The sequence below is a fragment of the Nonomuraea sp. NPDC049141 genome (assembly GCF_040648415.1).
Classification (GTDB): domain Bacteria; phylum Actinomycetota; class Actinomycetes; order Streptosporangiales; family Streptosporangiaceae; genus Nonomuraea.
The window spans coordinates 24,880-36,762 of the sequence record NZ_JBEZDR010000011.1 but is presented as its reverse complement, the minus strand read 5'-3'; the positions used below and the strand labels follow the sequence as shown (position 1 = coordinate 36,762).

The window sequence follows — 11,883 nt, the reverse complement described above, 5'->3', positions numbered from 1 at the left end:
CAAGCCGTTCCGCGACGTTTCCCGGGAAACCCGGCCCGACGCCCATTCGACGTCGCCACCGAGGCCGCGGAAGTACTCCAGGGCCTCCGCTCCGATGAGCGCTTCGGTGTAGTAGATCGCGGGGAAGTCTGGGTGGTCGAGCAGTCGCTTACCGCTGAGCGTCTCGGTCAGCAGGGCATGATCATCGATGTCGCGCTCCTTCTGGCCGAGGAGCGCGAACTCGCCTCCTGAGCGAACGGCGGGACATCGGGAAACCGATGCCCCGCCGTTTTCCTAGGTCACTCGGGCTGCGCCACGGAGACGGCGTGATCCGGCTCGCCGGCGGGCTCCTCCGGCACCCGCAGGAACACTCCCGCCACGAGCGTCACCAGGGACGCGCCCGCCATGTAGGCGGCGATGGGAATCCAGCCGCCGGTCGCGGCCAGCAATGACTGCGAGACGGCCGGAGCGATGGCGTTGCTGATGATGAGCCCGCAGGTGAAGGAGATGGACAGGCCGCTGAAGCGGACCGCGGACGGGAAGACGGCCGAGAAGTACGCCGGGACCACGGCGTAGTTGGCCGCGTAACCGACGAACAGCAGCGCGAAGCCGAGCAGCATCAAGCCGTACTGCCGGGTTTCCAGCAGCGCGAACCACACGAAGGGCAGCACGATCAGCGCGGCCGCGCCCCCCATGAAGACCGGCCGCACGCCGATCCGGTCGGACAGGCGCCCGAACAGCGGCACGCAGACCAGCACGACCACGATGGCCGGCAGGAGGACCGTGAGCATCCGGTCGCTGGGCAGGCCGAGGCCGGACTTGCCGTACGTGAGCGAGAAGACCGTGGCCATGGTGAAGGTCGTGCCCGCCCCGACGATCCCGAGCGCGACCAGCAGGACGGTACGCCAGCAGGTGCGGAACAGATCGACGACGGGCAGCCGCCGCACCTCCTGATGCCGTTTGACCTCGTCGAACTCGGGCGTCTCCTCGACCGCCATCCGCAGCGCGAGCCCGACCACCACCAGAACGGCGCTGAACAGGAAGGGGATGCGCCAGCCCCAGCTCCGCACGGCGCTCTCGTCCAGCACCAGGAGGAACGTGAGGTTGGCCAGCAGGAGCCCGGCGGTCGTGCCGGTGTTGACGAGCGAGCCGAAGAACCCGCGCCGGGCCCGGTCGGAGTGCTCCACGGTCATCAGGATCGCGCCGCCGTACTCGCCGCCGGCCGAGACGCCCTGCAGGATGCGGGCGGCGATCAGCAGCGCGGGCGCGGCGACCCCGATCTGGTCATAGGTGGGCAGCAGGCCGATCGCGAAGGTGGCGGCACCCATCAGCACGAGCGTCACGATCAGGATCGTCCGGCGGCCGACCCGGTCGCCGAAGTGCCCGAAGATCAGGGCGCCGAGCGGCCTGGCAACGTAGCCGACGGCGAAGCTGGACAGCGACAGCAGGGTCGCCACCAGCGGATCGCTCGCCGGGAAGAACAGGCCGGGGAAGACAAGGGAGGCCGCGATGCCGTAACAGGCGTAGTCGTAGTACTCGATGGTGGTGCCGATCCAGCTGGCGAACGCGGCTTTTCTGCGTTGGCGCGGGGTACTGATCGTGGCGGTCATGACGCCCTCCGTGAGGAGCAGGAAAGGGTGACCAGGTCACCTGGAGCTGGCCGTACTATGTACGGTTCTTTGAACGAATGTCAAGGGTTGCTCCGTACTTGACTTCGTACTATGAACCGTACATAGTACGAGCATGCCAGCCAGAGCGTACGCATCCACCCCTCACGGGCTCATCCACTACGCGGAGCAGGGCGAAGGCGCGCCCGTCATCCTGCTGCACCAGACGCCGCGTTCCTGGGACGAGTACCGGGACGTGCTGCCTCTGCTCGGTGTCCGGTATCGGGCGATCGCGATGGACACGCTGGGATTCGGCGCGTCCGACCGGCCGGCGCAGGAGTGGAGCGTCGAGCTGTTCGCGAAGGGGGTGCTGGCGCTGTGCGACGCCCTGGGGCTGGAGCGGGTGGCGCTGGTCGGCCATCACACCGGCGGGGTGATCGCCACCGAGGTGGCCGCCCGCGCGCCCGAGCGGGTCAGCGCCCTGGTGCTGTCAGGGGTGCCGTACGTGGACGCCGCCCGGCGGGCCGAGGTCGCGCACCGGCCGCCCATCGACGCGGTGACCCCGCGTCCGGACGGCTCGCATCTGCTCGACCTGTGGAACAACCGGCGGGCGTACTACCCCGAGGACGGCTCCGACCTGCTGAACCGCCTGGTGCGGGACGCGTTGAACGTTCTGGACCGGGTCGAGGAGGGGCACCTCGCCGTCAACGCCTACCGGATGGAGGAGCGCATCGGCCTGGTGCGCGCGCCCGCCCTGGTGCTGTGCGGGGAGCTGGACGAGTTCTCCAGGCCCGACATGGCCGCCCTGGCCGGGCGGCTGCCGGGCGCGCGGACGGAGTTGCTGCCGGGCACCGGCGTCCCGGCCGTCGATCACCGCCCTGATCTGTTCGCGGCGGCCGTGATGCGCTTCCTCGACCACCTTCTCCCGTAACTCAGTACTGCAAACCGTACAAAGTACCGTGCAATTCACGGAGGTCATCATGAACGACGACCCGGATGAGGGCGTCCTCGACCTGCGCGTCGAGCAGTTGCGCCGGGCGGCCGACGGGGTGCTGTCGGTGACCCTCGCTGATCCCGAGGGCGGGCTGCTGCCCGCGTGGGAGCCGGGCGCGCACATCGACCTGGAGTTCCCCGGCCTCGTCCGGGAGTACTCGCTGTGCGGCGACCCCGCCGACCGGTTCACCTACCGGGTCGCCGTGCTGCGCGAGCCGGACTCCCGGGGCGGCTCCGCGCTGGTCCACGACGAGCTGCGCCCGGGCGACCTGGTGGAGGTGGGCGGGCCGCGCAACCACTTCGCGCTGGTGCCCGCCGAGCGCTACCTGTTCATCGCGGGCGGCATCGGCATCACCCCGATCCTGCCGATGATCGCCGCCGTGGAGGCGGCCGGCACCGAGTGGCGGCTGGTCTACGGCGGCCGGCGCGGCGCGACGATGGCGTTCCTGGACGAGCTGGCCGCCTACGGCGACAAGGTCCAGGTCGTCGTCGAGGCCGACGACGGCCCGCTCGATCTCGCCGCCCTGCTCGGCACCCCGCAAGAGGGCACCGCCGTCTACTGCTGCGGCCCCGAGGGGCTGCTGAACGCGGTGGAGCGGCGCTGCGCGGGCGGCTGGCCCGAGGAAGCGCTGCACCTGGAACGTTTCAAGGCCAAGGTGTTCGACGTCGACCCGGCCGCGGAGCGGGCCTTCGAGGTCGTCTGCGCGCGCTCGGAGATCACCGTCCCGGTGCCGGCCGACCGCCCGATCGTCGACTGCCTGGACGAGGCGGGCGTGGCGGTGCCGACCGCCTGCCGCGAGGGCATCTGCGGAAGCTGCGAGGTCAAGATCCTGGACGGCGTCGCCGAGCATCGCGACTCGCTGCTGTCCCACGCCGAGCAGGAGGCGGGCAGGACGCTCATGGTGTGCGTGTCCCGGTCCCGCTCCGACCGGCTGGTGCTCGACCTGTGAGCGCCGTTCCCACCCCGAAAGGATTCTGGAGGTCCGCCATGGCCGAGCCCGCTCGTCGCCGTCCCCGCCGCGCCACCGCCACGGCCGTGAAGCCGCCGTCATCTCCCGGGCAGGACTGGTCGGCCTGGCCTGCCTACAACGACGCCGCCCTCGGGTTCCGTGACTTCTGGTACCCGGTGGAGTGGGCCGCGCGGATCGGCTCGAAACCGGTCCCGATCACCCTGCTCGGCGAGAAGATCGTCCTGATCAGGGACGGCGACGTCGTCCGGGCCCTGCACGACCGCTGCCCGCACAGGGGAGTGCCGCTGTCGCTGGGCCGCCGCCAGTTCGACGGCACCATCAGCTGCCCCTACCACGGGTGGACGTTCGACCTGGACAGCGGCCGCCTGGCCGCCGTGCTCACCGACGGTCCCGAGTCGCCGATCTGCGGCAAGGTGTCGGTGCGCACCTACCCCGTGGCGGAACGTCTCGGACTGGTCTGGGTGTACGTGGGTGACGGTGACCCGCCGCCCGTCGATCGCGACATCCCCGCCGAACTGACTCAGAACGTCTTCGTCATGGGCGGGCGCACCGACATCCGCGAGGGCAACTGGCGTTTCGCCGCCGAGAACGGCTTCGACGAGGGCCACGCCAAATACCTGCACAACACGGCGTTGTGGCGGCTGTTCAAGGTGATGCCCGCCTGGAACAAGACCCGGGTCGTCGAGTCGGACACCGGCGGCTGGATCACCCGGGTCCAGGACGAGGTCCACTGGGAGGCCGACTTCCCCGGATATGGCACCTGGAGCAACAAACGGTGGTGGAAACGGATGCCGCTGCCGGACGCCCCCGGCAAGGCCGCCGACGTCAACCCGGTCATCAAGAACATGGATCTGCCCGGCTTCGTGTCGATCCGCCTGCCAGGGCTGCTGCGCGTCGCCTATCCGCACTTCATCCACTACGAGTGGTACGTGCCGGTGGACGCGGACCGCGTGAGATATGTCCAGATCATGGTGCGGTTCGAGGACGGGCTGAAGGCCGCGCTGTTCAAGGCCAAGTACGTCAGCTGGATCCGCTGGCTGTTCCACGGCCAGTTCACCGCCCAGGACGCCTGGATGGTGGACGTGATGGACGCGCCGCCGGAGAAGCTGTACCGGCCGGACCTGTCCATCACCGCCTGGCGCCGGCTCGTCGAGAACGGCGACCTGAAGGTGCAGCGTCGAGGGGGTCCCCTTGCCCGCTGACCCGCCGCCCGGACGGGACGTCGAGGTCGGCGGGGTGCGGTTGCGCGTCACCGAGTTCGGCTCCGGCCCTCCCACGGTGCTGCTGCACGGTGGCGGGCCGGGCTGCACGGCCTGGACAGACTTCGCCCCGGCGACCGCGCTGCTGGCCGAGGGACGGCGGCTGATCCTCGTCGATCTGCCGCAGTACGGTGCCTCCGCGGCCCCTGCCATCAGCGGTCCCGCCGTGTCCTACCACGGCGAGCGCGTGCTCGGCCTGCTGGACGCGCTCGGGGTCGACCGGGCCGACTTCGTCTGCCAGTCGCTGGGCGGCGCCGTGGCGCTCGCGCTGGCCGCCCGGCACCCGGAACGGGTCCGGCGGCTGGTCGTGACCGGCAGCCAGCCGGTGCCCCCGCCATGTGGCGTCTGGTCCGACACCACGCTGGGGCCGCGTGCCCGCGCCGGCTACTACGGCGGCGAGGGGCCCACCTCGGAGAAGATGCGCGAGCTGATCGCGGACCTGGAATGGCATGACCCGTCTGGCCTGCCCGAGCGCACAGTCATGCTGCGGTACGAGGCCAGCGTCACGCCGTCCGCCCTGGAACTGGCCACCGACCCGGCCCGCCGTGGCGTCCCCGAAGACCTCACGGCCGACCTTCCCGCCGTACAGGCCCCCGTGCTGCTGCTGTGGGGCGAGCACGACCCGTTCGCGGGTCCCGCCTACGCGCACGCCCTGGCGGCCCGGCTGCCGCGCGGGGACGTCGCCGTGCTGGGCCGTACGTCCCACCATCCGGCCGAGGAGCGGCCCGCCGCGTACGCGGCGATGGCGCTCGCCCACCTGGAGAGGTCTTCCCATGTCACGTAACACCCTGCTGATCGCCGCCCTCACCTTCGGGATCGGGGTGGCCGTCGCCAAGCCGCTGCGCCGCGCCGCGAGCCAGGCGTTCCTGTACGCCACCGGCACCGTTGTGCGGAACGAGCGGCCCGCACCCGGAGGTCGCTGATGGACCCGAGACGCCGCGCCTGGGCCGAGGCGGCCTGGGCGAAGATCGACGACAAGCGGCTCACCGCGTTGATCGCCGGGATGGTGGACATCCCCAGCCCCACCGGCGAAGAGGGCCCGCTGGCCCGCTGGCTGGCCGAGCGCCTGCGCGAGGCCGGGCTGGCGGGCAGATACCAGCCGATCGACGACGACCAGGGCAACGCGGCCGGCCGGCTGCGCGGCGACGGCACCGGCCCCGACCTGCTGCTGTACGCGCCGATCGACACCCTCACCGTGGGCACCGAGGAGGAGGACGTCCCCCAGGTCGGCCCGGCGTTGCGCGACGACATGCGCCCGTCGGCGGTCGTGGACGGTGACTTCGTCATCGGCCTGGGTGCCAGCAACCCCAAGGGGCATGGCGCCGCGATTATCGCCGCCGCCGAGGCGGTGGCCACGGCCGGGATCCCGCTGCGCGGTGACGTGCTGATCGGGCTCGGCGCGGGCGGCATGCCCACCAACCGGCGCAACGTCCCCCAGGCCCGCCGCCACAACGCGGGCCAGGGCAACGGCTGCTCGTTCCTGCTCGAACAGGGCGTCCATGCCGACTACGCGGTCATCGCCAAGCCCGGCTGGACGGCGGCGTGGGAAGAGGTCGGGCTCTGCTGGTTCGAGGTGGTGGTGCGAGGCACCTACAGCTATGTGGGCAGCCGCCATCGGATGCCGTACCGCAATCCGATCGTGGACGCCGGCACCGTCATCGCCGGGCTGGAGGAGTGGTTTCCCGGCTACAGCGCGCGGCACACCGACGGGCTGGTCGCTCCGCAGGGCAACATCGGCGGGATCGAGGGCGGCTGGCGGCGTACGGCGTCGCTGTCCCCGGCGAGCTGCCGCTTCCACGTGGACCTGCGGATCAGCCCGCGTACCACGCCGATGCGGGCCAAGCGTGAGTTCGGCGCGGCGATCGACCGCATCCGGGCCGCGCATCCCGACATCGACCTGGACTGGGAGATGACCCTGGCCATCCCGGGGAGCCACACCCCCGAGTCCGACTGGATCGTGCGCGCCGCCAAGGCCGCATGGGAGGAACTGGAAGGACGCCCCCACGAGCCGATCCTGGGCAACAGCGGCGCCACCGACGCCAACATCCTGCGCCTGTGGGGCATCCCCACCGTCCGCACCGGAATGGACCGCATCGGCGAGGACGCCCCGATGGCACTGGACTTCCCCGCCGGGATGAACGTCGTGGACGTACGCCAGGCCCGCAAGCTGACCCGCGCCCTGATCCACACGATCGTCAACACCTGCACCCGCACCCGCGAGGAGATCGCATGAGTCAGATCGTTCTGGGGGTCGGGGCGTCCCACAGCACGCTGATGAACACCCACTGGGCCGAGGTGGATCACCTGCCGGGCGCCCATCGCTTCCGCGACGGCCTGGACGAGGCCCGCCGCCTGGTCGAACGGGAGCGGCCCGACGCCGTCGTCATCGTCGGCTCCAACCACTTCCGGGGCTTCTTCCTGGACATGATGCCGGCCTTCACCGTCGGCGTCGGTGAGGTGAGCGGTGCGGGAGAGGCGGGCACGCCCGCCGGGCCGTTGCCGGTCGACACCGGCTTGGCACGTCACCTGGTGGACACCCTGGTCGGCGACGGGTTCGACCCGGCGTTCTCGCTGCGGCTGACCGTCGACCACGGCATCACGCACAGCCTGCAATACCTGACGCCCGAGCTGGACGTCCCGATCGTCCCGGTCGTGGTGAACATGTTCGCGCCGCCGTTGCCCTCGCTGCGCCGCTGCCACAGCCTCGGCGCCGCGATCGGCGCGGCCGTACGCTCCGACGGCCAGGACAAACGGGTGGTGGTCATCGCCTCGGGCGGGCTGTCACACCGGCTGCCCTGGCCGAAGTGGTTCGACGCACTGAGCGACGACGACAGGTTCCTCGTCCAGGCGTGGCTGAACGGCCGCGACTCCTGGAGCGAGTACGAGGTCCGCCGCCGCCAGATCATCCGCGCGGCGGAAGCCGACATCAACCCCGCCTTCGACGACCGCTTCCTGAGCCTGCTCCGCGGCGGCGACCTGGAGGCGATCCTCGACCTGAGCGACGACGAGCTCACCGCGGAGGCCGGCAACGGCGCCCACGAGATCCGCGCCTGGATCGCGATGACCGCCGCCGTGGGCCGGGCCACCGGCCGGACCCTCGCCTACACGCCGATCGATGCCTGGCTCACCGGCATGGGCGTCGCGGCCCTGCATCCCTTCAAGGAGGATTGATCATGACCATCTGGAGCGATCTGACCGGTGTCGGCTACGCCGTCCGGTACGTCGACGTCAACGGGCTGCGCACCCGCGCCCTGGAGGCGGGCGACGGCGAGGCGGTGGTGTTCCTGCACGGGACGAGCGGGCATTTGGAGGCGTTCGTCCGCAACATCCCGGCGCATGCGGAGAAGTACGCCTGCCACGCCATCGACATGATGGGCCACGGCTACACCGACGGGCCTGATGAGCCGTACCGGATCCCCGGCTACGTCCGGCACGTGCTCGGCTACCTGGAGGCCCGCGGGATCGAGCGGGCCCATTTCGTCGGGGAGTCGCTGGGCGGCTGGGTCGCCGCGCGACTGGCCGCCGACCATCCCGATCGGGTGGGCCGCCTCACCCTGGTCGCTCCCGGCGGCAGCGTCGCCAACCCCGCCGTGATGGAAAGGATCAAGACCAGCACCCGGGCCGCGGTGCAGACCGACGACATCGACCTCACCCGCGAGCGGCTGCACCTGCTCATGCACGACCCGGCCGCGAACGTCTCCGAAGAGCTGGTACAGGTCCGGCACGCCATCTACCACCGGCCCGAGTTCGTCAAGGCCATCGGCAACCTGCTGTGCCTGCAGGAGATGGACAACCGCACCGAGGACCTGCTCACCCCCGAGCAGATGGGCCGCATCACCGCGCCCACCCTCATCGTGTGGGGCGCGCAGAACCCCTTCGGTGACATCCCGGAGGCGCACCGGATGAACGAGGCGATCCCCGGCTCCCGGCTGGAGATCTTCGGCGAGTGCGGCCACTGGCCGCAGCACGAGCACGCCGAACGGTTCAACGAGCTGAACCTGGCCTTCCTGGGGGAGTCATGACGGCTCCGAAGATCGGCATCCGCCTGCCGCCCTGCGTGCCCGCCCATCACCTGACCCGGACGGTCCGCAGGGCCGAGGAACTGGGCTTCGACCAGGCGTGGTTCCCCGACTCGCAACTGCTGTGGCGGGACGTGTTCACCACCCTGACCGCCGCCGCGCTCGGCACCGAGCGCATCGGGCTGGGCACCGCCGTCACCAACCTGGCCACCCGGCATCCCGCCGTCCTGGCCTCGGCCGCGCGCAGCGTCGCCGAGCTCGCGCCGGGCCGCTTCACCCTCGGCCTCGGCGTCGGCAACAGCTCCGTCGGGCCGATCGGGATGCGCCCGTCCACCGGTGCCGAGATCCGCTCGGGGTTCGCGCAGCTGCGCGCCCTGCTCGGCGGTGAGAGCTGGGACTTCGGTACGGCGACCTCCCGGTTGCGCGACCCGTTGCCGGTGCCGCTGTACTTGGCCGCCAGCGGGCCACGCAACCTGCGGCTGGCCGGTGAGATCGCCGACGGGGTCATCCTGCTCAGCGGCGTCTCCCCGGAGACCCTGGCCGGCGCGTCCGCGCGGGTCCGCGAAGGCGCCTCGGGGCGCGGCCCGGTCCCGCTGGTCGCCTCGGCGTTCTGCGCGGTGACCGACGATGTGGAACGAGCCGCCCGGCAGCTCAAGCCGATCTGCGCCGCGATGGCGCAGACCGGCGGCGCCAAGGCGCTGGCCCTGTCCGGTATCACGCTGGACCTTCCTGACCGGATCGACGGCGTCTATCCCGACCTCGTGCACGCAGAGGATTGGGACCGGGCCGTGGAGATCTGCTCCCGCTGGGTCAGCGATGCGGCCGCCGTCGCGTTCGCCCAGGCCTTCTGCCTGTTCGGGACGGCCCAGGAGATCCATGCGCGGCTGCGCGAACTCGGCGATGCCGGGGTGGACGGCGTCTACCTGCAGCACGTCGGCTCGTACGACCTGCCCGAGGAACTGATCGAGACGGTCGGCCGAGACGTCCTGCCCGCCCTGCGAGAGGACGACGTCCTACCGCCCGGCCGTCAGGCCGGCACGTGACGCTCCTGACCGACCTGGCCGCCCGGGCCGCACAGGCGCCACGGCGCGCGGACGCGGCGGCCCGGTCCCTCACCTCGCTCCACGTCCTGGACACCCTGGGCTGCGTCGCGGCCGGCGCCTCGCACCCGCTGGCCTCCGTGCTGCCCGCGCTCGGCGTCCCCGGCGGTGGCGGCACGCTGACGGTGACCGGGCTGCCCGGACGGCATCCGCTGCGCACGGCGGTGCTCGTCGAGTCGGTCCTGGCCCACGTGGACGAGTTCGACGCGCTGCACCCGGCCGCCGCGCTGGTGCCGCCCGCGGTGACCGTGCCCGCCGCGCTGGCGGTGGCCGAGCAGGAGGGGCTGCCCGGCCGGGCGGTCGTGGACGCGGTGCTGGCCGGGTACGAGACGGTCGTCGAGGCCGGGCTGCGCTTCGGCGGCCCCCGCCTCTACCAACGGTCCTGGTGGCCGACGGCCCTGTTCGGGGCGCTCGGCGCGGCGGCGGCCACCGCGTCCCTGCTCGACCTGGACGAGCGGCGCACGGCCCACGCGCTCGCCATCGCCGCGGCCGGGCTCGGCGGCCTGCTCAGCTCGGACGCCCTGGGCCTGGGCCACTACCTGCTGGCCGGTCGCGCCGCCGCCGACGGTGTAGAAGCCGCCTACCTGGCCCGAGCCGGCGCGACCGGCTCGCTCACCCTCCTCGACGCCCCCGCCACGGCCGCGCTGGGCACCACCCCCACTGATCCCCGCAAAACCGCCCTTCACCTGACGACCTGCGTCTTCAAGGCCTACCCCTGCGCCCGCCCCCTCCACGCCGCCCTGGACGCCCTCCAAGCCATGGACATACTGCTCTCCACAGCCCAGCGCATCGAGATCGAACTACCGGACCCCCTGATGCGCTTCGTCACGGCCGACCGGAACCCGCCCGGCCCCACCGAGGCGGCGGCCAGCGCCGCCTTCGCGGTGGGCACCCTGCTGTCCGGCGCGCCCGACGACGTGACCTTCTACCGAGGCCCGCTGCCCCCGGACGTCCCCGACATCGCCCTGCTGCCCGCCCCCGACCTCAACAGCGCCCTCCCGGACCACTGGAGCGCCCGCGTCACCGTACACACCGGCTCCGTCGTGGTCCGCGGAACCTGCGACCAGGCCGCCCCACCCACCGCCGACGCCGTCATCGCCAAGTCCCGCCGCCACCTCGGCGGCGCCGCCATCGAGCGATGCCTGGCTTTGGACGACCTACCTCTTGTGAATGTCGTACGCCGCATCGTCCCGTACTAATTGCCGTATCCTGTACCGGACAACCATTCTGGAGACAGAGGAGTCGACATGGCCCGCGGGGGTGCACGGCGTGGCAGCCGAGACCTCAGCCTGGAGAGCATCGTCAAGACCGCGCTGCAGATTGCCGACGACATCGGCCTGGAGGAGCTGACCATCCGCCGGATCGCCGCCGAGCTCGGCGTCGGCGCGATGACCCTCTACAGCTACGTACGCAACAAGGACGAGATCTTCGACGCGATGGCCGACCATGTCCTCGGCGGCATCCGCATTCCCGAGGCCGACCCCACCGACGCGGCCGCGGTGCTGCGCGCCGCGGCCACCGGCTTCCTCGACATGATGCGCAGGCACCCGAGCATCGTCCAGCTGATGACCAGCCGTGTCACCATCAGCAGCCACTCGATGGAAGGCGGCATGGAGGGCATCCTCGTCCGGTTCCTGGAGGCGGGCCTGACGCCGGAGACCGCCGTTCGCTGCTACTCCTTCCTGATCACGTACGCGCTGGGCTTCGCGGGCTACCAGCACCCCCGCCCATGGGGCCACGCGGACCGTACCGACAGAGCCGAGCTGCGCCGGCAACGCGCCCACTTCTACGCCTCACTGCCCGCCGACAAGTTCCCCAGCGTCGTCGCCATCGCCGACCACCTCGTGGACCTCCCGGCCGACGACCAGTTCGACTATGCGGTGGAATCGTTCATCACTTCGGTCCTGGCCGCGGAAGCCCAGAAGACGTCGGCCTGACAGGCGATACACCACCGA

At 71.4% G+C, this 11,883-nt stretch carries 12 protein-coding genes; 11 read left to right on the top strand and 1 reads right to left on the bottom strand.

Translation table 11 applies throughout. The features are described 5' to 3' along the window. Positions 1-278 precede the first annotated feature (278 nt). The gene (locus tag AB0B91_RS31325) at positions 279-1,589 is read right to left on the bottom strand and encodes an MFS transporter (protein ID WP_358327165.1); all 1,311 of its coding nucleotides are present in this window, start codon (positions 1,587-1,589) and stop codon (positions 279-281) included. Positions 1,590-1,722: 133 nt separating this feature from the next. On the opposite strand from AB0B91_RS31325, the gene AB0B91_RS31320 reads away from it, so the two are divergent. From AB0B91_RS31320 to AB0B91_RS31270, 11 genes are read left to right on the top strand one after another with little or no spacing between them, the layout of a single operon-like run. Beyond that, the gene (locus AB0B91_RS31320; RefSeq protein ID WP_358327163.1) at positions 1,723-2,517 is read left to right on the top strand and encodes an alpha/beta fold hydrolase; all 795 of its coding nucleotides are present in this window, start codon (positions 1,723-1,725) and stop codon (positions 2,515-2,517) included. A gap of 49 nt (positions 2,518-2,566) precedes the next feature. Further along, the gene (locus AB0B91_RS31315) at positions 2,567-3,529 is read left to right on the top strand and encodes a PDR/VanB family oxidoreductase (protein WP_358327161.1); all 963 of its coding nucleotides are present in this window, start codon (positions 2,567-2,569) and stop codon (positions 3,527-3,529) included. Between the two features lie 38 nt (positions 3,530-3,567). Continuing rightward, positions 3,568-4,752, top strand: a complete 1,185-nt coding sequence (locus AB0B91_RS31310) for a Rieske 2Fe-2S domain-containing protein (RefSeq protein ID WP_358327157.1) — start codon at positions 3,568-3,570, stop codon at positions 4,750-4,752. After that, positions 4,742-5,593 carry an alpha/beta hydrolase gene (locus AB0B91_RS31305; RefSeq protein ID WP_358327155.1) on the top strand — a complete coding sequence of 284 codons (852 nt, stop codon included), beginning with the start codon at positions 4,742-4,744 and terminating at the stop codon, positions 5,591-5,593. Before AB0B91_RS31310 ends, AB0B91_RS31305 begins: the two co-directional genes overlap by 11 nt. Then, entirely contained in the window at positions 5,583-5,732 is a 150-nt protein-coding gene (locus AB0B91_RS31300; protein WP_358327153.1) for a hypothetical protein, read from the top strand. Before AB0B91_RS31305 ends, AB0B91_RS31300 begins: the two co-directional genes overlap by 11 nt. Further along, the gene (locus AB0B91_RS31295) at positions 5,732-7,042 is read left to right on the top strand and encodes a hypothetical protein (protein ID WP_358327151.1); all 1,311 of its coding nucleotides are present in this window, start codon (positions 5,732-5,734) and stop codon (positions 7,040-7,042) included. The genes AB0B91_RS31300 and AB0B91_RS31295 overlap by 1 nt, the downstream gene beginning before the upstream one ends. Then, on the top strand, positions 7,039-7,980 hold the full coding sequence (locus tag AB0B91_RS31290; protein ID WP_358327149.1) for a hypothetical protein: 942 nt from the start codon (positions 7,039-7,041) through the stop codon (positions 7,978-7,980). Before AB0B91_RS31295 ends, AB0B91_RS31290 begins: the two co-directional genes overlap by 4 nt. A gap of 2 nt (positions 7,981-7,982) precedes the next feature. After that, on the top strand, positions 7,983-8,831 hold the full coding sequence (locus AB0B91_RS31285; RefSeq protein ID WP_358327147.1) for an alpha/beta fold hydrolase: 849 nt from the start codon (positions 7,983-7,985) through the stop codon (positions 8,829-8,831). Further along, positions 8,828-9,871 carry an LLM class flavin-dependent oxidoreductase gene (locus AB0B91_RS31280; protein WP_358327145.1) on the top strand — a complete coding sequence of 348 codons (1,044 nt, stop codon included), beginning with the start codon at positions 8,828-8,830 and terminating at the stop codon, positions 9,869-9,871. The genes AB0B91_RS31285 and AB0B91_RS31280 overlap by 4 nt, the downstream gene beginning before the upstream one ends. Further along, on the top strand, positions 9,868-11,127 hold the full coding sequence (locus AB0B91_RS31275; protein WP_358327143.1) for an MmgE/PrpD family protein: 1,260 nt from the start codon (positions 9,868-9,870) through the stop codon (positions 11,125-11,127). The genes AB0B91_RS31280 and AB0B91_RS31275 overlap by 4 nt, the downstream gene beginning before the upstream one ends. A 48-nt stretch (positions 11,128-11,175) precedes the next feature. Beyond that, on the top strand, positions 11,176-11,865 hold the full coding sequence (locus tag AB0B91_RS31270) for a TetR/AcrR family transcriptional regulator C-terminal domain-containing protein (protein WP_358327141.1): 690 nt from the start codon (positions 11,176-11,178) through the stop codon (positions 11,863-11,865). Positions 11,866-11,883: the final 18 nt, after the last annotated feature.